Annotated in this window: 22 protein-coding genes and 2 riboswitches; of the genes, 9 read left to right on the top strand and 13 right to left on the bottom strand. The window is 69.9% G+C overall.

Annotated elements, in window-relative coordinates; genetic code table 11:
• Positions 1 to 2: 2 nt before the first annotated feature.
• Genes C7T96_RS17090 through cbiE form a run of 5 tightly spaced genes read right to left on the bottom strand, consistent with a single transcriptional unit; the run spans position 3 to position 4,504 of the window.
• Positions 3 to 1,319 carry a cobyrinate a,c-diamide synthase gene (locus C7T96_RS17090; protein WP_106572448.1) on the bottom strand — a complete coding sequence of 439 codons (1,317 nt, stop codon included), beginning with the start codon at positions 1,317 to 1,319 and terminating at the stop codon, positions 3 to 5.
• On the bottom strand, positions 1,316 to 2,119 hold the full coding sequence (gene cobA, locus C7T96_RS17085) for a uroporphyrinogen-III C-methyltransferase (protein ID WP_106572447.1): 804 nt from the start codon (positions 2,117 to 2,119) through the stop codon (positions 1,316 to 1,318). The genes C7T96_RS17090 and cobA overlap by 4 nt, the downstream gene beginning before the upstream one ends.
• Positions 2,116 to 2,880, bottom strand: a complete 765-nt coding sequence (gene cobM, locus C7T96_RS17080; protein WP_106572446.1) for a precorrin-4 C(11)-methyltransferase — start codon at positions 2,878 to 2,880, stop codon at positions 2,116 to 2,118. The genes cobA and cobM overlap by 4 nt, the downstream gene beginning before the upstream one ends.
• Positions 2,877 to 3,281 (bottom strand): cobalamin biosynthesis protein, encoded by a 405-nt coding sequence (locus C7T96_RS17075; protein ID WP_106572445.1) that lies wholly within the window; start codon positions 3,279 to 3,281, stop codon positions 2,877 to 2,879. Before C7T96_RS17075 ends, cobM begins: the two co-directional genes overlap by 4 nt.
• Complete coding sequence (gene cbiE, locus C7T96_RS17070; protein WP_106572444.1) at positions 3,260 to 4,504, bottom strand: precorrin-6y C5,15-methyltransferase (decarboxylating) subunit CbiE; 1,245 nt, start codon at positions 4,502 to 4,504, stop codon at positions 3,260 to 3,262. Before cbiE ends, C7T96_RS17075 begins: the two co-directional genes overlap by 22 nt.
• 1 nt (position 4,505) lies before the next feature.
• On the opposite strand from cbiE, the gene C7T96_RS17065 reads away from it, so the two are divergent.
• Positions 4,506 to 5,285, top strand: coding sequence for a cobalt-precorrin-6A reductase (locus C7T96_RS17065; protein ID WP_106572443.1), 780 nt, complete (start codon positions 4,506 to 4,508; stop codon positions 5,283 to 5,285).
• Here C7T96_RS17065 and C7T96_RS17060 read toward each other — a convergent pair.
• From C7T96_RS17060 to C7T96_RS17030, 7 genes are read right to left on the bottom strand one after another with little or no spacing between them, the layout of a single operon-like run.
• Positions 5,234 to 6,013, bottom strand: coding sequence for a precorrin-3B C(17)-methyltransferase (locus C7T96_RS17060; RefSeq protein ID WP_106572442.1), 780 nt, complete (start codon positions 6,011 to 6,013; stop codon positions 5,234 to 5,236). The two genes, C7T96_RS17065 and C7T96_RS17060, sit on opposite strands and share 52 nt — an antisense overlap.
• Positions 6,010 to 6,750, bottom strand: a complete 741-nt coding sequence (locus C7T96_RS17055; RefSeq protein WP_106572441.1) for a precorrin-2 C(20)-methyltransferase — start codon at positions 6,748 to 6,750, stop codon at positions 6,010 to 6,012. Before C7T96_RS17055 ends, C7T96_RS17060 begins: the two co-directional genes overlap by 4 nt.
• The gene (locus C7T96_RS17050) at positions 6,747 to 7,379 is read right to left on the bottom strand and encodes a precorrin-8X methylmutase (protein ID WP_106572440.1); all 633 of its coding nucleotides are present in this window, start codon (positions 7,377 to 7,379) and stop codon (positions 6,747 to 6,749) included. Before C7T96_RS17050 ends, C7T96_RS17055 begins: the two co-directional genes overlap by 4 nt.
• Entirely contained in the window at positions 7,376 to 8,713 is a 1,338-nt protein-coding gene (gene cobG, locus C7T96_RS17045) for a precorrin-3B synthase (RefSeq protein WP_106572439.1), read from the bottom strand. Before cobG ends, C7T96_RS17050 begins: the two co-directional genes overlap by 4 nt.
• Positions 8,710 to 12,060: a cobaltochelatase subunit CobN gene (gene cobN, locus C7T96_RS17040; protein WP_106572438.1), complete on the bottom strand. Its 3,351-nt coding sequence runs from the start codon at positions 12,058 to 12,060 to the stop codon at positions 8,710 to 8,712. Before cobN ends, cobG begins: the two co-directional genes overlap by 4 nt.
• A 19-nt stretch (positions 12,061 to 12,079) precedes the next feature.
• Positions 12,080 to 13,117 (bottom strand): cobalamin biosynthesis protein CobW, encoded by a 1,038-nt coding sequence (gene cobW, locus C7T96_RS17035; RefSeq protein WP_106572437.1) that lies wholly within the window; start codon positions 13,115 to 13,117, stop codon positions 12,080 to 12,082.
• Positions 13,114 to 13,482 (bottom strand): DUF1636 domain-containing protein, encoded by a 369-nt coding sequence (locus C7T96_RS17030; RefSeq protein ID WP_348627254.1) that lies wholly within the window; start codon positions 13,480 to 13,482, stop codon positions 13,114 to 13,116. The genes cobW and C7T96_RS17030 overlap by 4 nt, the downstream gene beginning before the upstream one ends.
• Positions 13,483 to 13,606: 124 nt before the next feature.
• Positions 13,607 to 13,808: riboswitch (cobalamin riboswitch) on the bottom strand.
• A gap of 105 nt (positions 13,809 to 13,913) precedes the next feature.
• On the opposite strand from C7T96_RS17030, the gene C7T96_RS17025 reads away from it, so the two are divergent.
• The 6 genes from C7T96_RS17025 (at position 13,914) to C7T96_RS17000 (ending at position 18,359) form a co-directional block, all read left to right on the top strand.
• Positions 13,914 to 14,507, top strand: a complete 594-nt coding sequence (locus C7T96_RS17025; protein ID WP_106572435.1) for a LysE family transporter — start codon at positions 13,914 to 13,916, stop codon at positions 14,505 to 14,507.
• Between the two features lie 96 nt (positions 14,508 to 14,603).
• Positions 14,604 to 14,796, top strand: a riboswitch (cobalamin riboswitch).
• Positions 14,797 to 14,831: 35 nt separating this feature from the next.
• Entirely contained in the window at positions 14,832 to 15,011 is a 180-nt protein-coding gene (locus C7T96_RS17020) for a CbtB domain-containing protein (protein ID WP_106572434.1), read from the top strand.
• Positions 15,012 to 15,024: 13 nt separating this feature from the next.
• The gene (locus C7T96_RS17015; protein ID WP_106572491.1) at positions 15,025 to 15,741 is read left to right on the top strand and encodes a CbtA family protein; all 717 of its coding nucleotides are present in this window, start codon (positions 15,025 to 15,027) and stop codon (positions 15,739 to 15,741) included.
• A complete protein-coding gene (gene cobU, locus C7T96_RS17010) occupies positions 15,734 to 16,249 on the top strand; it encodes a bifunctional adenosylcobinamide kinase/adenosylcobinamide-phosphate guanylyltransferase (RefSeq protein ID WP_106572433.1) in 516 nt (171 codons plus the stop codon). The genes C7T96_RS17015 and cobU overlap by 8 nt, the downstream gene beginning before the upstream one ends.
• Complete coding sequence (cobO, locus tag C7T96_RS17005) at positions 16,250 to 16,864, top strand: cob(I)yrinic acid a,c-diamide adenosyltransferase (protein WP_106572432.1); 615 nt, start codon at positions 16,250 to 16,252, stop codon at positions 16,862 to 16,864.
• 34 nt (positions 16,865 to 16,898) lie between these two features.
• The gene (locus C7T96_RS17000) at positions 16,899 to 18,359 is read left to right on the top strand and encodes a cobyric acid synthase (RefSeq protein ID WP_106572431.1); all 1,461 of its coding nucleotides are present in this window, start codon (positions 16,899 to 16,901) and stop codon (positions 18,357 to 18,359) included.
• Here C7T96_RS17000 and cbiB read toward each other — a convergent pair.
• Complete coding sequence (gene cbiB, locus C7T96_RS16995) at positions 18,343 to 19,320, bottom strand: adenosylcobinamide-phosphate synthase CbiB (protein ID WP_106572430.1); 978 nt, start codon at positions 19,318 to 19,320, stop codon at positions 18,343 to 18,345. The two genes, C7T96_RS17000 and cbiB, sit on opposite strands and share 17 nt — an antisense overlap.
• On the opposite strand from cbiB, the gene cobD reads away from it, so the two are divergent.
• Positions 19,319 to 20,380: a threonine-phosphate decarboxylase CobD gene (gene cobD / locus C7T96_RS16990; RefSeq protein ID WP_106572429.1), complete on the top strand. Its 1,062-nt coding sequence runs from the start codon at positions 19,319 to 19,321 to the stop codon at positions 20,378 to 20,380. The genes cbiB and cobD overlap by 2 nt on opposite strands.
• Positions 20,380 to 20,889 carry a tyrosine phosphatase family protein gene (locus C7T96_RS16985; RefSeq protein WP_106572490.1) on the top strand — a complete coding sequence of 170 codons (510 nt, stop codon included), beginning with the start codon at positions 20,380 to 20,382 and terminating at the stop codon, positions 20,887 to 20,889. The genes cobD and C7T96_RS16985 overlap by 1 nt, the downstream gene beginning before the upstream one ends.
• Positions 20,890 to 20,899 lie beyond the last annotated feature (10 nt).

Below are 20,899 nucleotides of genomic sequence, written 5' to 3'. Positions count from 1 at the left end.
TGTCAGGCCCTCGCGATCGCGTGAAAGAACGTGCCCGTGACGGTACCGCGCCGCGCGCCCGATAGGCCGAGCGGATTGCCGGCGCCGTCGGCGATGTCGGCCAGGGCCTCGTCGTCGCCCGCCTGGGTGACGCGCGCGTAATGAAATTCGTGACCGCGCACCGTGTCGCCGGCCCGACCGATGGCGCAGTCGCAACGCAGCCGCGCCTGCCGATAGCCGAGATTGATCTTGCGCTTGGCGAAGCTGGTTTCGTGGCCGAGCAGGCCGAGCATGGCGTGGCCGGCACCGTCGGCATCTTCGATTGCCCGCCCGAGCACCATGAAGCCGCCGCACTCGCCATGGACGGGCCTGGTCGCGGCGAAGGCGTGCATGCCGTCCCTGAAACGGGTGGCCGCGCCAAGTTGGGCGGCGTGCAACTCCGGATAGCCCCCGGGCAGCCAGCAAGCATCGGCGGTTTCGTCCGGTGCCTCGTCGGCGAGCGGCGAAAACGGCAGGATGTCGACCCCGTCAGCGTGCCAAGCAGCCAGCACATGCGGGTAGACGAAAGAAAACGCCGCGTCGCGGGCAATCGCGACCCGCTGTCCGGGCGGAGGCAGGTTCGCTGCGGCGTCGCCGTCGGAAGCAGGCGCGAACGGGCCGGCAAGGTCCATGACCCGGTCGAGATCGATCGATTTTTCCATCGTGTCGGCCAGCCGCTCGATAAAGGCGTCGATGGCCGCGTGCTCGCTTGCCTGCACCAGGCCGAGATGGCGTTCCGGCAACGTCATTTCGGGATTGCGGTAGATGACGCCCACCACCTCGATGCCGATATCCTCCAGCGCTTCGCGCACATAGGTCTCGTGCCGGGGACTTGCGACCTGGTTGAGGATCACGCCGGCGATCCGGACCTGCGGGTCGTGGCTGGCAAAGCCGCGCGCGATCGCGGCGGCGGTCTGCGACTGGCCGGACACGTCGAGCACCAGAAGCACCGGCACGCCGTAGCGCCGCGCCAAATCCGACGCGGCACCCGTGCGGCCGGGCTCGGCGCGGATGCCGTCGAAAAGCCCCATCGCGCTTTCCACGATCACCAGATCGCCGCCATGCGCGGCCGTTCCCGTCAGCGCGTCGAGCAGGGCGGGCGGCATCGCCCAACTGTCGAGATTGACGCCGGGTCGTCCCGTGGCGGCCGCGTGGAAGCCGGGATCGATATAGTCCGGTCCGGATTTGGCACCCCTGACGGCGATACCGCGCCGGCTGAGGGCGCGCAGCAGGCCTATGGTGACACTGGTCTTGCCGGAACCCGAGCGGGCGGCGCCGATGATCAAGGCGCGCGCGGTCATGCGCTTTTGACCAGCTTGACGAACTGACCGAGTTCGGCGCGCATCGACACGATCTCGCCGACCACGATCAGCGCCGGCGAGGCGATGCCGCAAGTGGCCGCCTCGCGCGCGATTGCGGCCAATGTCGACACCAGCACGGTTTCGCCCTCGGTCGTGGCGGCCGCGATCACCGCAGCCGGCGTCGTCGCCGACAGGCCGCCCGCCATCAGGGCCGCGGCAATCGTCTCGAGCCGTCTCAGCCCCATATAGACCACGATCGGCTGGCCGGTGCGGGCGAGCGCCGCCCAGTCGAGATCGTCCGGCGCGCCGGCGGCGTGGCCGGTCGCCAGGATGATCGCCTTGTTCAGGCCGCGCATGGTGGCGGGAATGCCGGCGCTCGCCAGGGCGCCGAAGGCGGAGGTGACGCCCGGCAGGATGCGGAACGGGATTCCGGCCCGGGCAAGCGCCATTGCCTCCTCGCCGCCGCGTCCGAACACGTAGGGGTCGCCGCCCTTCAGCCGCAGGACGCGCTTGCCCCGGCCGGCGAGCGCGATCAACAGCGCGGTGATGTCGTCCTGTGGGGTCGAGGGCTTGCCGCCGCGCTTGCCGACGAAATGCAGGTCGGCATCTTGCGCCGCCTTGAGGATCGACGGGTCGACCAGCGCGTCGTAGACGATCGCGTCGGCCTGGGCGAGCGCGGAAACCACGTCGAGCGTAAGCTGGCCGGCATTGCCCGGGCCCGCCCCGGCAAGCCAGACCTGGCCGACCTTGAACTCGACGATTTCGGGCGCCAGCCGGCCGATCGCGTTCTCGATGCTCATATCGCCTCCCGTCCCCTGAAACGGCGCTGATAGGCCGCGTCGTATAGCGCGCTCTCGCGGAAATCCTCGGCCGCCAGGCCGGGACCGACAAAGATGATCGCCGTGCGTTCGATCGGGTCGTCGGCGATTTGGCGTGCGATTGTGGCGAGGCTGCCGCGAACGATACGCTCCTGCGGCCAACTCGCATGCGCCACCACCGCCACCGGGCAATCGGGGCCGTAGAGCGGGGTCAGTTCCGCCACCACCCGGTCGAGCGCATGGATGGCGAGATGGATGGCCAGCGTGGCGCCGCTCGCGCCGAAAGCCTGCAAGCTCTCGCCCGGCGGCATCTTGGAAGCGCGGCCCGAGACGCGCGTCAGCACCAGGCTTTGCGCGACCTCCGGTATGGTCAGCTCGCGCCCGAGCGCCGCGGCGGCGGCCGAAAAGGCCGGCACGCCGGGCGTGAGTGTATAGGCGATGCCCCTTTTGTCGAGCCGGCGCATCTGCTCGGCGACGGCGCTCCACACCGACAGATCGCCCGAATGCAGGCGCGCGACGTCCTGGCCCTTGGCGTGCGCGTCGACGAAGGCGGCCTCGATCTCGTCAAGCGACAAGGGCGCGGTGTCGCGCACCAGCGCGTCCGGCGGACAATGCTCCAGAAGAGCAGGCGGCACGATCGAGCCGGCGTAGAGACAGACCGGACAGCGCGCGATCAGGTTGCGGCCGCGTACCGTGATCAGGTCGGCCGCGCCGGGGCCGGCGCCGATGAAGTGCACCGTCATGGCCGGCCTCCGGCTTGCGCGACGGCGCAGGTCACCGCGCCGAAAATCGTGCGCGGCGCGAGCAGTTTCGCGCCGGGGCCTGCGGCCGCCAGCGCTGCCGCCTCGGCCAGCGAGGACGATCCGCTCGCCTTGCGCGAGGCGGCCGAGCGCGTCACCAGCGCCGGTTCGACGGCGGCGAGCGCCGGCCCGTCGACCAGAACCACCGTCCGCTCGATCCGTGCGCCGGCTTCGCCGATAGCGCGTTCGTCGCGCTTCATTGTCCCGGTCGCAAGCATGTCGGGCATCGTGCCGGACAGCCCGGCCCGTGTCATGCCGGCCTCGACCGCGGCCAGAACGTCGTTGGCCGACACCCCGCGTCGGCAGCCCAGACCCGCCACGATCATGGCTTGCTCCATGTCCATTGCACGATCGGCATGGCCGGCCGCCAGGCCGTCATCGTGCCGACCGCTCCGGCGCGTTCCACCGACAGCCTGGTCAGGGTGCCGCCGTGGCGCACGCGCAATGCCAACAGCCGGGCTTCCATCTCCAGGGTCACCGCGTTTGCGACCAGCCGTCCGCCCGGTTTCAGCGCCTTCATTGCCGTTTCCATCACGCCCGGCAGCGTGCCGCCGCCGCCGACGAAGACCGCATCGGGCGGTTCCAGGCCGGCAAGCGCGTCCGGCGCAGCACCTTCCGCCACCGCGAGCGCCGGCACACCGATGCGCCGCGCATTGTGGCGGATGGTTTCGGCGCGGGCCGGATCGGATTCGACCGCGACCGCGCGCATGGCCGGATCGGCCAGCATCCATTCGATCGCCACCGAGCCGGACCCCGCGCCGACATCCCACAACAATTGGCCGCGCAGCGGGGCCAGCGCCGACAGGGTCAGCGCGCGGATCTCGCGTTTGGTGATCTGGCCGTCATGCACGAACAGCGCGTCGTCGAGGCCGGCGGCGCGCGGCAAAAGCCTGGCATTGGCGTCGGCCACGGGCTCGATGGCGACCAGGTTGAGCGGGTTGATCGTCTCGGGCAGGGCCGCGCCGGCGTTGAGTGTCGTGATCCGCTCCGCCGGGCCGCCGAGCGCTTCGAGCACGGTCATCCGTGATCGGGAAAACCCGTCGGTCCGCAGCAATTCGGCGATCTCTTCGGGGCCGGTCTCGTCCGAGGTCAGCGCCAGGACGCGCCGGCCCGGCTGCAGCAGCGGGCGCAGATAGTCGACCGGACGGCCGTGCAGCGATACCGTATCGACGTCCTGGAGCGCCCAGCCCAGCCGCGCCGCCGCCAGGCTGAATGCCGAGGGCGCCGGCAGCACCGTCATCTCGCGGGCCGGAAGATGGCGCGCCAGCGTTGCCCCAACGCCGTGGCAGAAAGGATCGCCCGAGGCGAGCACGCAGACCTCTTGACCGCGCAGCGCGCAGACCGCCGCCATTGCCGCATCGAACGGCGAAGGCCAGGAGTGGGCGACACCGGCGATCCGACCCGCGGCGAGCTTCAGGTGCCGCCGGCCGCCGAAGACATGTTCGGCCGTCGCGATCGCGCGCAGCGCCTGCGGCGCGAGCCCGTCGAGCCCGTCTTCGCCGATGCCGACGATCGTCAGCCAGCGTTTTTCGGTTGAGCTGATCGGGCGTGGATCGCTAGATGGCATGATGCAGCACCATATCCTGATCCTCGGCGGAACGGGCGAGGCGCGAAATCTGGCCGCGCGGCTCAAGGGCCGATGCCGGCTCACCCTGTCGCTCGCCGGCCGCACCCGCAATCCGCCAGAGCAGCCCGTGCCGGTGCGTGTCGGCGGCTTCGGCGGCGCGGCCGGCCTTGAGGCATGGCTGCGCCGCGAAGGCGTGACCGTGCTGGTCGACGCGACCCATCCCTTCGCCGCGCGCATCACCGCCAATGCCGCCGCGGCCGCGCGCGCCGCCGGTGTTTCCTTGATTGCGCTGCGCAGGCCTGCCTGGCAGCGGCATGATGGCGATCGCTGGCGCGAGGTCGGCACGGTCGCCGAGGCGGTTGCTGCGCTCGGCACCGCGCCGCGCCGCGTGTTCGTCGCGCTCGGACGCCAGGAACTGGCGCCGCTTCTGTCCGCGCCGCGGCATTTTTATCTCGTGCGCAGCGTCGACCCGGTCGAGCCGCCGCTGGCATTGCCCTCCGTCGCGTATATGCTCGCCCGTGGTCCGTTCGCCGAGGACGGGGAAGAAGCGCTGTTCCGGCGCTACGGCATCGACGCAGTGCTTGCCAAGAATAGCGGCGGCGATGCGACCTACGCCAAGCTTGCCGCCGCCCGCACGCTCGGCATCGAAACCGTATTGGTACGCCGGCCGCCGGTTCCCGCAGACGGCATCACCGTCGCGAGCGTGGACGAGGCGGTACGGGCGCTGGCTCATTCCGTGCCCGCCCTTTCCGCAACCGTTTCCGCCGAGCGCGGCGCGTAGACGAGAGCCGGCCGGCCGGGCCGCTCGATCAGCCGCGTTTCGGCCGATCCGACGATGATGCAGGTCGCCATGTCGGCTTTGGCCGGGTCGGCCTCGCCGAGCGGCATGACGGTGATGGTCTCGTCCGCCCGCCCGGCCGCGCGCCCGAAGATCACCGGCACATGCGCCGGCAGATGCGCGCGCAACAGTTCGAAGGCGCGGCCGAGCTGCCAGGGCCGGGCACGGCTGATCGGGTTGTAGAGCGCGATCACGAACCCGGCCTCGGCCGCCGCCGCCAGTCGGCGTTCCACCAGCGTCCAGGGTTTCAAATTGTCGGACAGGGAGATCGCGCAGAAATCATGGCCGAGCGGCGCGCCGGCCCGGGCCGCGACCGCCAGCATGGCGGTGACGCCGGGCACGACGGTGAGATCGATCGAGCGGTAGCGCGCCGGGCCGGCTTCGATCGCCTCGCAGACCGCCGCCGCCATGGCGAAGACGCCGGGATCGCCGCCCGAAACGACCGCCACCGCGGCACCGCCGGCCGCCATGTCGAGGGCCGCGCGCGCGCGCGCCAGCTCCTCGCGATTGTCGGAGGCGTGGCGCTGCTGGTCTTGCCGCAGCGAAAGCCGGTCGAGATAGGGTCCGTAGCCGAAAAAATGCCCGGCCTCGGCGATCGCCGCGCTTGCTTCCGGCGTGGTCTGGGCCGGATTGCCGGGTCCGGTGCCGATCACGAACAGCCTGCCGGTCATGCGCGCCCCCGCCAGCCCGGTATCAACACGATGGAAAAATACGGCGCTTGCTCGTCGTCGCCCTTGTCGGCAAGCCGTGTTGCGTGCCCATTTTGCATCGTCGCGCGCTCGACGTAAAAGGCGTTGTCGAGCCGGCCGGCATGTTCGAGTGCGCGGCGGATTTTGGGCAGGTTGCGCCCGACCTTCATGATCACGGCGGCGTCTGTGTCGGAAAGCCGGCGCGCAAGTTCGGCCTCCGCCATCGTGCCGGGCAGCACCGTCAACACGTCGTCGCCCTGGGAGATCGGCAGCCCGGTCTGCGACCATGCGCCGGACATCGCGGTGACGCCGGGGATGATGTCGGCCCGGTAGCGTTCGGCCAGCCGCACGTGCAGATGCATGTAGGAACCGTAAAAGAGGGGATCGCCCTCCGACAGCACCGCCACGGTCTGGCCGGCGTCGAGCCGTTCGGCGACGCTGGCAGCGGCCTGTTCGTAAAACCCGTCGATCGCGCGGCGATAGGCGGCCTCGGTCTTGTCGATCTCGGTCGTGACCGGATAAAGCAGCGCCAGTTCGGCGACGTCCGGCCGCAACAAGTCGGCCACGATGCGCCGCGCATTGGAATTGTTGCCGCGCTTGGCGAAATGCGCCACCACGTCGGCGTTTTCGAGCGCGCGCACGGCCTTGACCGTCAACAGTTCGGGATCGCCGGGACCGGTGCCGACGCCGATCAGTCGGCCTGGGCGGGGAGAGGTCACAGGCCCGCCCTCGCCAGCGCGTTGATGCAGGCCGCCGTCATCGCGCTGCCGCCCAGCCGGCCGCGCACGATCGCATAGGGGATGTCGAACGCGTTCGCCGCCAGCGCGTCCTTGGATTCGGCTGCGCCGACGAAGCCGACCGGCATGCCGATGATGGCGGCGGGTTTCGGCGCGCCGGCCGCGATCATGTCGAGCAGATGAAACAGCGCCGTCGGCGCATTGCCGATCGCCACCAGCGCGCCGTCGAGCCGGTCGCGCCACAATTCCAGCGCCGCGGCCGAACGCGTGTTGCCGATCTGTCTTGCAAGGTCGGGGGTGCGTGCATCGCGAAGCGTGCACACCACGGCATTGTCGGCCGGCAGCCGTGCCCTCGTCACCCCGTGCGCCACCATTTCCGCGTCGCACAGGATCGGCGCTCCGCCGGTCAGCGCGGCCCGCGCGGCTTTGACGAAACCCGGCGCGAAGGAAAATTGCGCGGCCGCCTCGACCAGCCCGCAGGCGTGGATCATGCGCACCGCGACGTCGGCCTCGGCGTCGGAAAACCGGGTCAGGTCGGCTTCCTCGCGAATGATCGCGAAGGAGCGTTCGTAGATCGCATTGCCGTCGCGGATATAGTCGGTCGTTGTCATGTCGGGTCCCGGCGAAGCCAAGTGGTAAGCGTGGAGGCGTCCTGGCGGGCCAGGAAGGCGGCGGCGGATTCGTTCGTCTTCCTGTGGCGCGCGAAGGCCGCCGTCAAGCGTGCGAATGCGTCGGCTTCTTCTCCGGCCGCGACCTTGCCGCGCATTTCGTATGCGCCGGCCCTGTCGGCGGTCAGCATGCGGGCCGCGTCGCCACCGAGAAGCGTCCAGCCCGGTCGTGCCGGCTGCGCGCAGCGTTTGGCGCAACCCGAAAGATGCAGCCGCAGCGAGCCGTCCAGCAGGCCGGCCGCCGCCTCGCTGATTGCGGCTGCGGTCTCACGGGTCCGGTAACGGCCGGCGGCACAGGCCGGCCGGCCGGCACAGGCGACGATCGACAGGCGCGGGTCGCTGGGCTCGACGACGAAGCCGAGTTTTTCCGCAGCCTGCCGCACGGTCGAAATCTTGGCGTCGGCCGGCGCCGGCAACATCAGGCCGCGCCCCGGTGCGAAGCGGATTTCGGCAATGCCGGCGCGTTCGGCCGTTGCCGCGAGGCCGGCGAGGGCGTCCGCATGGGCCTGGCCGAAGGCCAGCGCGACGCCCAGGGCGACGCGATCGTCCTTCAGCGCAAACCGGCCGACCGGCAGGGAGGCGGCGGGCGTCCTGGCATCGGTCTCGGCTGCTTCAGCGATGGCGAGGCCGCGCAGCGTGCCTGCAAGCTCGTCGGGCGCGAGATCGCGCCCGCGCGCAGCACCTCCCTTGGCGGCGATCGCCTCAAGCAGCGTCACGATCGCGGCGTGGGCGGCCTCGTCCGTCACAATGCCGAGCACCCGCGCGCGTGCCGCCGTGCCGCCGACCGCAAGCCGCCAGGAGTTCGCATCCAGCGCCGTCAGGCGCAGATCGGCGATCAGGTCGCCGAGCGTCAGGACCCCGCCGCCATCGACGATCACCGAAATTTTCGGGGCCAGTTTCGGCGCCAGGCCGGCGGCGGCGATACCGGCGCGGATCTTTTCTGCCAGCGGGCGCGGATCGGCGGCTTCGCTCGGATCGAGACCGGCGAGCGGCCCGGTTTCGACCGGCACGCCGTCGCGTACGGCGATGCCGAGCCGGTCGACGGCGGCGGCGAAATCGCCAGCCGAACTGGTGGTCAATCCTCGGATCTGCAGGCTGCCGCGCGCCGTCACCTCCATCATCGCGTTGCCGAAGCGCGCCGCTGCCTCGGCAAGGCCGGCAAGCTGGACCGGGCTCACCCCGCCCTGCAAGGGCTGCAGCCGGATAAGCAGCCCGTCGCCGGTTTCCATCGGTACGGCCAGGGACGGGCAGGCGCCGCGCCGCGGGGACGCGTTCATGCCGCCTGCTCCCCGGCGCGTGCTTCCGCGATCAGAGCGGCGAGATCGTCGTCGATGGCGTTGCGGCGCGGATGCCACAGGCCGCGCCGGCGCGCGTCGGCGAAGCGCTGGGCGATCGCGCGCGCGGCGGCCGGGTTTTCCCTGAGCAGGAACGCGCGCACCTGTTCGTCGCCGAGATAGGCCTCGTGCACGGCCTCGATCAGGCTGCCCGGTATCGCCGCCGTGGTCTCGGCAAAACCGACCAGACGATCGACCGTCTCGGCGAATTCGGCCGCTCCGCGCGGGCCATGGCGCATCTGGCCGGCAATGAAGCGCGGATTGACCGCGCGTGCGCGCACCACGCGCGTCACCGCCTCCGCCACCGAACGGGCGCGCGGCCTAGCCGGATCGGTGGTGTCGAGCGCGATCAGGTCGGCCTTGTTGCCGAGCGCGGCCGCGGCGGCGGCGAAACCGCCGATGAAGGCGACGTCGGCCGAGCCCTCGAGAATGTCGCGCCCCGGATCGTCGCCGGTATGGATCAGCAGTGCGGCGTCGGCCACGCGTTCGGCGAAGGCGCCGGGCACCGCCACCGCCTCGCCGTCGGCGCCGCCGAACGCGTGCGAGGTCGCCTCCAGAAACGCCTTGCCGATCTCGGCACGCTCGGCCCATGCGCCGCCGGCAAGCAGGCCTTCGATGCCCGCGCCATAGGCGCCGGGCGAGGAGCCGAAAATCCGCTGCGGCCGTGCGCCGCCATTGCGGCTAGCCTCGGCGAGCGGATTGTCGCCGGCCGCCTCCTCGCGCGCGGCCACCGCGACGACGGCGGCGTCGAGCAGCGCGATCTGGGTCGCGAACATGTCGCGGAACAGGCCGGAAATACGGAAGGTGACGTCGACGCGTGGCCGCCCCAGGCGCGCCGGCGGCAAGACCTCGATGCCGGTCACGCGGCCCGTGGCGGCGTCCCACTGCGGCCGGCAACCCATCAGCGCCAGCCCCTGCGCGATCTCCTCGCCGCCGGTGCGCAGGCTGGCGCTGCCCCACAGATCGATCACCAGCGAGCGCGGCCAGTCGCCGTGATCCTGCAAGTAGCGCCGCAGCACTTCCTCGCTGGCCAGCCGCCCGAGTTCAAAGGCGGTCGGCGTCGGCATGGTGCGCGGATCGGCGGTGTAGAGATTGCGGCCGGTCGGCAGCACGTCGGTGCGGCCCCGCGCCGGCGCGCCGGCAGGGCCGGCCGCGACATGGAGCCCGTCGAGGGCTGCGATCAGCGCGTCGCGTTCGGCGCCGGCGCTGCTTTGCCGGATCGGTTCGTCGTCGAGTGCGGCCGCGCGGCCATAGATGTGCAGCCCGTCCTTGACGGCGAAATCCTTCAGGTCGCACAGCCAGGCGTCGATCTTCATCAGCGCGGCGTCGGGATCGTCGCCCTCCGCAACGCCGGCTTCCGGGGCAAGACCGTTGCGTGCCGCCATCTCCACGATCAGCCCGGCCAGACGGTCGCGCCGGCGCCGGTCGAGCCCGTCGGCCTGGGCGTATTCGTCGACGAGGCGCTCCAGTTCCTGCTGCTCGGGCGACAGGCCGGCACCGGTTAAAGGCGGTGGCAGGTGGCCGATGGTGACGGCCGCGATGCGGCGCTTGGCCTGGGCTGCCTCGCCCGGATTGGAGACGATGAAGGGATAGATCACCGGCAGGCCGCCGGTCACGATTTCGGGAAAGCAGGCGTTTGACAGCGCCACTGTCTTGCCCGGCAGCCATTCGAGCGTGCCGTGCGCGCCGACGTGGACAAGCGCGTGGCACCCGTGCCGCTCCCGCAGCCACAGCCCGAAGGCGAGCAGGTCGTGGCGCGGCGGCAGGGCCGGGTCGTGATAGTCGGCGCGGCGGTCCTCGGCGCGTCCGCGATCGGGGGCGAGCGCCACCGTGACATTGCCGAACGTCGCGGCGCGAAAGCCGAAATCCTCCGATCCGTCGGCGGGCGAGGGCCCCCACGCCGCCTCCACGGCCACACGCGCGGCCTCGGGCAGGGTTTCGAAATGGCGCGCATAGGTCTTGGCCGACACGGCCTTTTCGCCACGTTCGATCAGCCGCAGCAGCTCGCGCGACGTTTCCGGAATGTTCTTAACGTCATAGCCGGCCGCCTTAAGGTCGGCGAGCATGGCCAGGACACTGCCCGGCACGTCGAGCCCGACGGCGTAGCCGGTGCGCCCGGCCGCGCCCGGATAATCGGGGATCAGGATGGCGATGCGGCGTTTTGCGCGCGGCGTCGCCTGAAGCGCCAGAAAGGCGGCGATCCGGTCGGCGAGACCGTCCACACGGTCGGGCTCGGGCCGGTTGACCTGGCCGCGATAGGCGAGCGCGTCGCCGCTATCGACAGCGTCCTTGAAGGAGATCGCCCCGGCGAGGATGCGCCCGTCGAGTTCGGGCAGGACGACATGTATGGCAAGGTCGGCAGGCGCCAGACCGCGCGCGCCGCTCTGCCAGGCTTCGCGCCGCGTCGTGGCGATCACCGCCTGGAACACCGGCACGCCGAGCGCGTCGAACAGCGTTTCGGCGCCGGGTTCCGCACCGCTGGCAAAGGCCGTCGTGGTGACGATGGCGCGCGCCGCCTGCTGCCGCGCCGTATCGGTCAGGAAGGCGCGGACCGCCGGATCCTTCAGGCTGGAGACGAACAGCGGCAGGGCAAACATCCCGCGCGCGGCCATCGCCTCGAAAAGCCGGTCGATCGGCGCGACGTCCTCGGCAAGCAGCATCGAACGGTAAAACAGCAGCGGCACTGTCGCCGCGCCGTCCGGCCGCGCGGCCAGCGCGGTCGCGGCGTCGACCGCGCCGAGGCCGGGACAATAAAACCCGGCCTTGGGCAGCGGTGTCGCCGGTTCGACCTCGATGTCGTGACCGGCGTGCATCGCCATCCGGCGCAGCAGCGCGCGCATGTTCGCCGTCCCGCCCTCGCGGAAATAGGCGAGCAGGCCGGCCTGCTCCTCGGCAGCGATCGTCGACAACGCGGCGAGCCGCTCGTCGGTCTCGCGGCACTCGCCCGGCAACAGTGCCAGCGCGATGCCCCTTTTACGCGCGATCTCGGCCAACCGGTCGCAGCCGTAGCGCCACCAGTCATAGCCGCCCAGAAGCCGCACCAGGATCACTTTCGCCCGGGCGGCGACGCTGTCGAGCCACAGATCGACCGACATCGGGTGGCGCAACTCGCGCAGGCTGGCGAGCCTCAGCGACGGCACCGCCTCGCCTTCGGCCCGCCAGGCGGCGGCCAGCGCCGAAAGATCGCTGTCGGTGAACGACAACGCCACCATGTCGGCCGGCGCCTGGCGCAAGTCGACCGGCTCGATCAGATCGTCGAGCGTCGCGGAACTGGTGGCGAGGATGTGCATCGCGCTGCGGTTCGTCCTCCTATGCCGCCAGGGTCTTTTCGATCGCCTCGCGATCCAGGCCCTTGAGCCCGATCACCACCAGGCGCGTGCCCTTGGCTTCGTCCGGGCCCCAGGCGCGGTCGTAATAATGCGACACGCGCGGTCCCACCGCTTGCACCAGCAGGCGCATCGGCTTGCCCTCGACATGTGCAAAACCCTTGAGCCTCAGCACGCCGGCATTTTCCGCCGCCGTCGTCACCCGGCGCGCCAGCGCGTCGGGATCGGAAATCGCGGGCAGCTCGATCACATGCGTGTCGAAATCGTCGTGCTCGTGGTCGAGCATGCCGTCATGATGCGTGCGCCGGTTTTCGATATCGTCCTCGACCGCCAGCCCCAGCCCGAGCAGCACGGAGGCATCGACCTTGCCGTTGGCGGCCGGCACGATTTTAACCGCGCGCGCAAGGTGGCGCTCCACCGCCGCGCGGGCGCGGCCGGCCTGATTTTCGTCAAGCAGGTCGTTTTTTGACAAAATCACCAGGTCGGCGCAGGCAACCTGATCCTCGAACACTTCCTCGACCGGATCGTCGTGGTCGAGCGTTTCGTCGGCCGCGCGCTGGGCGGCGAGCGCATCCATGTCCGCGGCGACCCGGCCGTCGGCGAGCGCCGGCCCGTCGACCACCGCCACCACGCCGTCGACGGTCACCCGCCCCTTGATCGCCGGCCACTGGAACGCCTGCACCAGCGGTTTGGGCAAGGCCAGGCCGGAGGTCTCGATCAGGATGTGGTCGACTTTCGGCTCGCGCGCCAGGATCTGATCGAGCGCCGGCACGAAATCGTCGGCGACCGTGCAGCAGATGCAGCCATTGGCCAGTTCGAGCACGTTTTCTTGCGGGCAGTTCTCGATGCCGCAGCCTTTCAGGATTTCGCCGTCGATGCCGACATCGCCGAACTCGTTGACGATGATGGCGATACGCCGGCCATTGGCGTTCTCGATCAGGTTGCGGATCAGCGTCGTCTTGCCGGCCCCGAGGAAACCGGTGACGACGGTGCAGGGGACGCGGTCGGCGGAAGCAGTCATGATGAAACCTTTTGGGTTGCGGCAGGGGCGATGGCGGTTGCGGGCGGCAATCTGGAGACGACCCCGCGCTTGAGACATTCGGGCCGTCCGCGCCAGGGCATGAGCCCGTTCTCGGAGGTCTGGAAGAGCTTGGCTCCGGCCACCAGGTCGGCCCCGTTTTCGACCGCGAGGTCGCCGAACACGTAGCTCCAGGCCCCCTCGCGCAACAGCGCCGCGCTCAGCCGGCGCTTGCAATTGCCCAGGCATTCGATCTCCACGATCCGGATGCTGGTATCGTCGCTGGCCGCGCGTGCGGCCTCGGCGAGAAAATGTCCCGGACGCGGCCGGTCGTCGGCGCCGTCCGCGCCGCGGCATGAACTGCACACAAGGATTGTCGCTGTGGCGGGCGTCGGCGCGTCTGCCGTTGCGGCCGGGTCCGTGGCGGACGAATCAGTCCTGTCGTCGAAAGTCAATCGTCGAACTCCTTGCCCGGGTCACCCGCCGGACGGTTAGGATTGCTGTTGCGACGGCAGGTCTCCTGGCTTGCGGGTCGCCGCACCGCGCCGCCTTCCCGGACAAATCCAGTGGCAATCGACGCGAAGCTCGCCGCTCACAGTTGCGGGGACAGCCGCGGAGTTGAAGCCGGTCGCTTCGCACCGCGTTCCCTCTTAGCCCTTCCGCGTGGAAGGGAACCGTCAGGCCGGCATTTAGGCCGCGAGCGCCGGGACTGTCAATCCAAGCTGCGCCAGGCGGCTTGCCGCCGCGTCTCGACTGTAGGAACCTGTCATTTCCGGCTGGATCGCAACGGACGCACACCATGGAAGACCTGATCGGGTTCCTCGTCGCCGGCTTCGTGCTGACCGGCAGTCCGGGTCCCAACACGCTGAGCCTCGCCGCGACAGGCGCCGCGTTCGGTGCCCGGCGCGGCCTCGGCTACATGACGGGACTTCTCCTCGGTATGGTGCTGGTCATGGGGCTGACGGCGAGCGGGGTGATCGCAATCGTCCTGGCCGTGCCCGCGCTCGGGCCCGTGGTGACGGCCGCTGCGGCGGCCTATTTCCTCTATCTCGCCTGGCGTATCGCCAACGCGCCGCCGCTGTCGGAGGCGCGGCAGACAAAACCGGCGCCTTCCGCCGGCGACGGGATCGTGCTTTCCCTGCTCAACCCGAAGGCCTACGCGGCGATGGCGGCGATGTTTACCGGCTTCGTATTGTTTGCCGGTTCCTCCACCGTCGACGCGTTCATCAAGGCCGGATTGCTGCTTGTCATCCTCACCCTGGTCAATACGGTCTGGCTCGCCGGCGGTGCCCTTCTGACCCGAGTTCTGCGCGAGCCGCGGCTCAACCGCATTGTCAACGTCGCCTTCGCCGCGCTGCTGATCCTGTCGGTGGTGCTCGCGCTCAGCATCTGAGCGCGAGCACCACCGACGGCCGGTCCCGGGCCGTGATGTCGGCATCGGGACAGCGGAGCGGGTGAATTGAGGTTTGCGCCCGTTTCGATTTGCGTTATGTTTCCGATCGTCGATGGTTCCCGAGGGAAGAAGGGAATGCGGTGCGGGCCTCGTGCCCAAATCCGCGGCTGCCCCCGCAACTGTAGGCGGCAAGCTCCACCCCACAGGCCACTGAAGCGCTGCTTCGGGAAGGCGGGCAGGGAGCGTCGAGCCGCAAGCCAGGAAACCTGCCGTCGTCGCGAACGCAATGCCAAGGCCCTCGGGTGGAGGGCGAAAGGACAGGACATGAATTCGAACACCACGACCTTGGGCGCACCCGTCTCGACCCGATCCCGGGCCATGCCGTTAGCGATGGCCGCGCTACTCGGGCTTTTTGTCGTCGCGGTTTCGGGCTTCGCCCCGATGGAGGCGGTCCACAATGCCGCCCACGACTATCGCCACTCCATGGCATTTCCCTGCCACTAACGGATTGTTCGACATGTCTGATCTTCGCAACGTCGTGTTCGTCGCGGCGCTCGCCGGACTTTTGGCCGGGCTCGTGCTGACGGCCATGCAGATCTACGCGACCGTGCCGCTGATCCTCCAGGCCGAGACCTTCGAGGGCGCTGGCGGCGACCATCATGGCGAGGCCGCCGTCTCCGAGGCGGAGGATGGCGTGGAAGCCTGGGCGCCGGCCGACGGAATGGAACGAAACCTCTATACGGCACTCGCCGCCATCGTTACCGGTGTCGGATTCGGGCTTTTGCTGGTCGCGGCGTCGGAACTCGCCGGTGGCATCGCCGGCTGGCGTCAGGGTCTCGTCTGGGGTTTTGCCGGTTTCGCCGTTTTCACCCTGGCGCCCGGCCTTGGCCTGCCGCCCGAATTGCCGGCCATGCCGGCTGCCGATCTTGTTGCCCGGCAGATATGGTGGATCGCCACCGTGGCCGCGACCGCGGCCGGCCTGGCGCTGATCGCGTTTCGCGCCTCGGCCGTGTGGGCGGTGGTCGGGGTGGCGCTGATCGTCGCGCCGCATCTGATCGGCGCGCCACAGCCGGTCAGCCACGAATCGCCGGTTCCGGCCGATCTGCATCACCGCTTCGTCGTTGTCGTCACCGTCACCAACCTCGTCTTCTGGCTGGTGCTGGGCGCGGCCGTCGGTGCGCTGCGGCCGCGCTTTTTCGGCCAGGCCGACAATTCGCGGACAAGCTTTGCCTGACAAAGGACGGCTGATCCTGGTGCTTGGTGGTGCGCGCTCGGGCAAGAGCGCGCACGCCGAAACGCTGATCGAGGCGCAGCCGGCGCCTTGGACCTATCTGGCGACCGCGCAGGCCTTCGATGCCGAAATGAGTGAGCGCATCGCCACACATCGGGCCCGGCGCGACCGGCGTTGGTCGACGCACGATGCGCCGCTCGATCTTGTCGGGGCTTTGGCCACGCCGGAGGCCGAAGGGCCGGTTCTGGTCGACTGCCTGACCTTGTGGTTGTCGAACCAGATGCTGGCCGGCCGGGACGTGGAGACCGAGACCGCCGGTCTGGTCGCCGCGCTTGCCGCCCCGCGCGGGTTTTGGGTCGCGGTCGCCAACGAGGTCGGCCTCGGCATCGTGCCGGACAACGCGCTCGCCCGCCGTTTTCGCGACGCGGCCGGGCGCCTCAACCAGGCGGTCGCGGCCGTGGCCGACGAGGTCGTTTTCATGGTCGCCGGACTGCCGATGCGGGTGAAATAGATGAAACAAGTCAGCGAAACCGAGGCCGCGCGCCATCGCGCAAAGATGGAGAAGCGCAAGGCCGTTCAGGACGCCGAAGTGGCGTCGAAAAAGATCGAAAAGGGCCTGCTGATCGTCAATACCGGCCCGGGCAAGGGCAAGTCGACGGCGGCCTTCGGGCTCGCGCTGCGCATGCTCGGCCACGGCCGCAAGGTCGGCGTCGTCCAGTTCGTCAAGGGCGCATGGCACACCGGCGAGAAGGACGCGCTTTTGACCTTCGGCGACAAGGTGGAATGGTATGCGATGGGCGAGGGCTTCACCTGGGAGACCCAGGACCTGAAGCGCGACGTGGCCGCTGCCGAGGCCGCCTGGACCAAAGCCGAGGCATTGATGGCCGATCCCGAAATCGGCCTCGTCATTCTCGACGAGCTCAACATTGCCCTGCGCTACGACTATCTCGACGTGGAAAAGATTGTCGAGGCGCTCAAGGCCCGGCGCGACGATCTGCATGTCGTCGTCACCGGTCGCAACGCCAAGCCCGCCTTGGCGGAGGCCGCGGACCTCGTCACCGAGATGGGGCAGGTCAAGCATCATTTCGCCGCCGGCGTGAAGGCGCAAAAGGGTATCGAGTTCTAGCAATGTCTGTTTGTCGGGCCCGCGAGACGCCGCCATGACGGCCCGTGCGCTGATGTTCCAGGGCACCGGCTCCGATGTCGGCAAGACGCTGGTCGTGGCCGGCCTGGCGCGCGCCCTGACCAAGCGCGGCCTGCGCGTACGTCCGTTCAAGCCGCAGAACATGTCGAACAACGCCGCCGTCACCGCCGACGGCGGCGAGATCGGCCGCGCCCAGGCCTTGCAGGCCCGCGCTGCCGGCGTGACGCCCAGTGTACACATGAACCCGGTTCTGTTGAAGCCGCAGGGCGAGACGGGCGCGCAGATCGTCGTCCAGGGGCGGGTCCGGGGCACCGCGCGCGCGGCCGACTATCAGGGCGTCAAGCCCAGTCTGCTGCCGGCCGTGCTCGACAGTTTCGCGCGTCTGAAGGAAGAGGCCGATATCGTGCTGGTCGAAGGCGCCGGCAGTGCCTCCGAAACCAATCTGCGTGCCAACGACATCGCCAATTTCGGCTTCGCGCGCGCCGCCGACGTGCCGGTGGTGGTGATCGGCGATATCGACCGGGGCGGCGTCATCGCCAGTCTGGTCGGCACCAAAGCGGTGATCGATCCGGCCGACGCCGCGCTCGTCGTCGGGTTTCTCGTCAACCGTTTTCGCGGCGATCCGGCCTTGTTCGTCGACGGCATCAACGAGATTGCGCGGCGTACCGGCTGGGCCTCCTTCGGGCTTTTGTTGCATTTTGCCGACGCCAACCGCCTGCCGGCGGAGGACGCGCTGGCGCTGACCGGCAAGGATCGCCGCGGCCGCGCCGGGGGGCGGGTGAAGGTCGCGGTGCCGATCCTGCCGCATATCTCCAATTTCGACGATCTCGACCCGCTCGAGGCCGAACCCGACGTGGCGTTGACACGGTTGTGGCCAGGCATGCCGGTTCCCGGCGATACCGACTTGGTGCTGCTGGTCGGTTCCAAGTCAACGATCGCGGATCTGGCCGCCCTGCGCGCGGCCGGCTTCGATGTCGATATCGCGGCCCACCGCCGCCGCGGCGGCTTCGTGCTCGGCCTGTGCGGCGGCTACCAGATGCTCGGCCGCACCATCGACGATCCGGACGGCGTCGAAGGGCAGGCAGGACGGGTGAAAGGCCTCGGTTTGCTCGAGGTCGACACCCGCCTGACAGGCGAAAAGGCTTTGGTCGAGGTGCGTGGCGACACGGCCGACGGCGTGCCTTTCCACGGTTATGAGATGCATATCGGCGTCACCGCAGGACCCGATGCCGCACGGCCGTTCGCCGCCATCGCCGGTCGGGCCGACGGCGCGACCGCACCCGACGGTCGCGTCGCGGGAACCTATGTACACGGCCTGTTCGCCGACGATCGCCAGCGCGCCGCCTGGCTGGAGCGTCTCGGCGGCGGCGCATCCGGGCTCGATTACGAGGGCGGCGTCGAAGCCGCGCTCGACGGTCTGGCCGACCACATGGAGGCCCATCTCGACATTGACGGGCTGATCAAAAATGCGCGCTGACCAAGGCGGCGAGCGCGCCGGTCAACAGGATCAACAGCCCGTCCGCCCACCGGTAAAGGGTAAGCGCACGGCGAATATCTGTCGCGTCGGCGCTCCGACGGCCGCCTTGGCCCATCACCGCGTCGTCCACCACATGTCCGCCATAGGAGCGCGGGCCGGCGAGCGCCAGGCCGAGCGCGCCGGCCATCGCCGCCTCCGGCCAGCCGGCATTGGGCGAGCGGTGGTTTTTCGCGTCGCGCCGGACCGCCCGCCAGGCGTTGCGTCCGGACATGGATGGCAGAAGGGCCGCGGCCGCCACCAGCGCCAGTGCCGTCAGCCGCGAGGCCGGCAGGTTGATCAGATCGTCGAAGCGGGCGGCGGCGCGACCGAAGTCCTCGTGGCGCGGTGTGCGGTGACCGATCATCGAATCGGCCGTGTTGACCGCCTTGTAGACCGCGATGCCCGGCAAGCCGGCGAGCGCGAGCCAGACGAGCGGCGCGGTGACGCCGTCGGAGAAGTTTTCCGCCAGACTCTCGATCGCCGCGCGGCTCACCCCGGCCTCGTCGAGCGTGTCGGGATCGCGCCCGACGATCTGCGACACCGCCGCCCGTCCGGCGTCGAGGCCGCCGGTTTCCAGCGCGCCGGCGACGGCCGCGACATGATCGTCGAGGCTTTTTTGCGCGATCAGCGTTGCCGCCAGGCAGGCAGCGAGCGCGAGGGCTATGGAGGCGGGCAGGGTCATAAGCAGCGCCTGCAGGCCCAGCCCGGCGCCGCCGGCGAGCAGCGCAATGGTGACGAGCGCGGCCAGCCCGGCATGCCGGCGACGCGCCGGACTGTCCGTCTCCCGATTCCAGCGCCGGTCGAGACGGTCGATCAGCGCGCCGATCCAGGTCACCGGATGGCCGATCGCCATGAACAGGCGGTCGGGATAGCCGGCGGCCCGCTCGACAAGCAGCGACAGAAAGGCGATGGACAAGAACATGGCGTTGCAACGGGCTGAAAAAAACGCGGTTTGCGATCATGGCGGCAGCCTCGACGCGGCCCGGGCGCTGTTTCCCGATGCGCCGCGACCGTGGGTCGACCTGTCGACCGGCATCAACCCGCACGCCTATCCGCTTTTCGACCTGCCGGCCACCGCTTTTTCGCGCCTGCCCGAGCCGGGCCGGATCGCCGAACTGGCACGCCTTGCCGCCGGCGCCTATCGCGCCGGGCCGGATGCCGCCGTTGTGGCCGCGCCCGGAACCCAGGCCTTGCTGCCGCTTGTGATGCGGCAGATCCCCGCCGGCCGGGCCCGCGTGCTCGGACCGACCTATGCCGAACATGGGCGCTGCGCGCGCCTTGCCGGCCATGCGGTCGAGGAGGTGAGCGATGTCGATGCGCTCTACGACGCCGATCTTGCCGTCATCGTCAACCCGAACAATCCGGATGGCCGCGTCGTCGCACGCGAAACCCTGCTCGCGCTCGCCGGCCATATGCACGCCAAGGGCGGTTTGCTGGTGCTCGACGAGGCGTTCATGGATGTCGGTCCCGCCGCGCATTCTCTCGGCGACGCCTGCGGGGAAGGCGGGGTCGTCGTGCTGCGCTCGTTCGGGAAATTTTTCGGCCTTGCCGGCATCAGGCTCGGCTTTGCACTCGGCGCGCCGGACCTTGTGGCCGGATTGGCCGCTACGCTCGGGCCCTGGGCGGTCTCCGGCCCGACGCTCGAGATCGGCCTGCGGGCGCTGGCGGACCAGGCCTGGCAGACGCGGATGCGCGCCCGGTTGGGGGCCGAGCGTGCGCGTCTCGACGCCGTGCTTGCCACAGCCGGGATCGAGCCCCGCGGCGGCACCGCGCTTTACGCCTTCCTGCGCGATCCGGCCGCGCCGGACCTGTTTGCATGGCTGGGCGCGGCCGGCATTTTCACCCGCCGCTTCCAAGCCCGGCCGGATTGTCTGCGGATCGGCCTGCCCGACGACGACGCCTGGCCACGGCTCGAGGCCGCGCTTGCGGCATGGTCCGCGCGAAACCAGCAAACCGATCCGGCCAAGGAGGCAAAAAAATGATGATCTGGGTCTGCCCCCTGTCGCGTCTCGGCGAGACGATCAGCGCGACCGGCGCGCGCCGGCTGTTGACGCTGCTCAAACACGGAACCCCGTTCGACCGGCCGGCGCCGATCGCCGCCGATCAGCACCTTTTGCTGTCGATGCACGACATCGTCGAGGAAGCGCCAGACATGGTGGCGCCGGCCAGCGCGCATGTCGAAAGCCTGATCGAATTCGGCAGGGGTTGGGATCGGGCCACGCCACTTGTGATCAACTGCTTTGCCGGCATTTCGCGCTCCACCGCCTCCGCCTACATCATCGCCGCCGCCTTGGCGCCCATGCGCGGCGAAGCCGAACTCGCCCGCACATTGCGCCGTCTCTCGCCCTCCGCGACGCCGAATATCCGGCTGGTCGCGCTGGCCGACGAAATTTTGGGGCGCGACGGCCGCATGGTCGAGGCGGTGCGCTCGATCGGTCGTGGCGCCGATGCCTTCGAGGGCGCACCGTTCGCCCTGTCTGTCGACAGCTGAGCCCTTGCGG

Origin of the sequence: Nitratireductor sp. StC3, assembly GCF_003015025.1 — a bacterium.
In the GTDB taxonomy this organism is placed as follows: Bacteria; Pseudomonadota; Alphaproteobacteria; order Rhizobiales; family Rhizobiaceae; genus Mangrovimarina; species Mangrovimarina alexandrii.
This window is presented reverse-complemented; position numbering and strand designations above follow the sequence as displayed.

Excerpts from the sequence above, each read along its gene's own strand:
- C7T96_RS17090 (WP_106572448.1), bottom strand. The coding sequence starts at position 1,319 with ATGACCGCGCGCGCCTTGATCATCGGCGCCGCCCGCTCGGGTTCCGGC.
- cobA (WP_106572447.1), bottom strand. The coding sequence starts at position 2,119 with ATGAGCATCGAGAACGCGATCGGCCGGCTGGCGCCCGAAATCGTCGAG.
- cobM (WP_106572446.1), bottom strand. The coding sequence starts at position 2,880 with ATGACGGTGCACTTCATCGGCGCCGGCCCCGGCGCGGCCGACCTGATC.
- C7T96_RS17075 (WP_106572445.1), bottom strand. The coding sequence starts at position 3,281 with ATGGACATGGAGCAAGCCATGATCGTGGCGGGTCTGGGCTGCCGACGC.
- cbiE (WP_106572444.1), bottom strand. The coding sequence starts at position 4,504 with ATGCCATCTAGCGATCCACGCCCGATCAGCTCAACCGAAAAACGCTGG.
- C7T96_RS17065 (WP_106572443.1), top strand. The coding sequence starts at position 4,506 with ATGCAGCACCATATCCTGATCCTCGGCGGAACGGGCGAGGCGCGAAAT.
- C7T96_RS17060 (WP_106572442.1), bottom strand. The coding sequence starts at position 6,013 with ATGACCGGCAGGCTGTTCGTGATCGGCACCGGACCCGGCAATCCGGCC.
- C7T96_RS17050 (WP_106572440.1), bottom strand. The coding sequence starts at position 7,379 with ATGACAACGACCGACTATATCCGCGACGGCAATGCGATCTACGAACGC.
- cobG (WP_106572439.1), bottom strand. The coding sequence starts at position 8,713 with ATGAACGCGTCCCCGCGGCGCGGCGCCTGCCCGTCCCTGGCCGTACCG.
- cobN (WP_106572438.1), bottom strand. The coding sequence starts at position 12,060 with ATGCACATCCTCGCCACCAGTTCCGCGACGCTCGACGATCTGATCGAG.
- cobW (WP_106572437.1), bottom strand. The coding sequence starts at position 13,117 with ATGACTGCTTCCGCCGACCGCGTCCCCTGCACCGTCGTCACCGGTTTC.
- C7T96_RS17025 (WP_106572435.1), top strand. The coding sequence starts at position 13,914 with ATGGAAGACCTGATCGGGTTCCTCGTCGCCGGCTTCGTGCTGACCGGC.
- C7T96_RS17020 (WP_106572434.1), top strand. The coding sequence starts at position 14,832 with ATGAATTCGAACACCACGACCTTGGGCGCACCCGTCTCGACCCGATCC.
- C7T96_RS17015 (WP_106572491.1), top strand. The coding sequence starts at position 15,025 with ATGTCTGATCTTCGCAACGTCGTGTTCGTCGCGGCGCTCGCCGGACTT.
- cobO (WP_106572432.1), top strand. The coding sequence starts at position 16,250 with ATGAAACAAGTCAGCGAAACCGAGGCCGCGCGCCATCGCGCAAAGATG.
- C7T96_RS17000 (WP_106572431.1), top strand. The coding sequence starts at position 16,899 with ATGACGGCCCGTGCGCTGATGTTCCAGGGCACCGGCTCCGATGTCGGC.
- cobD (WP_106572429.1), top strand. The coding sequence starts at position 19,319 with ATGGCGTTGCAACGGGCTGAAAAAAACGCGGTTTGCGATCATGGCGGC.
- cbiB (WP_106572430.1), bottom strand. The coding sequence starts at position 19,320 with ATGTTCTTGTCCATCGCCTTTCTGTCGCTGCTTGTCGAGCGGGCCGCC.
- C7T96_RS16985 (WP_106572490.1), top strand. The coding sequence starts at position 20,380 with ATGATCTGGGTCTGCCCCCTGTCGCGTCTCGGCGAGACGATCAGCGCG.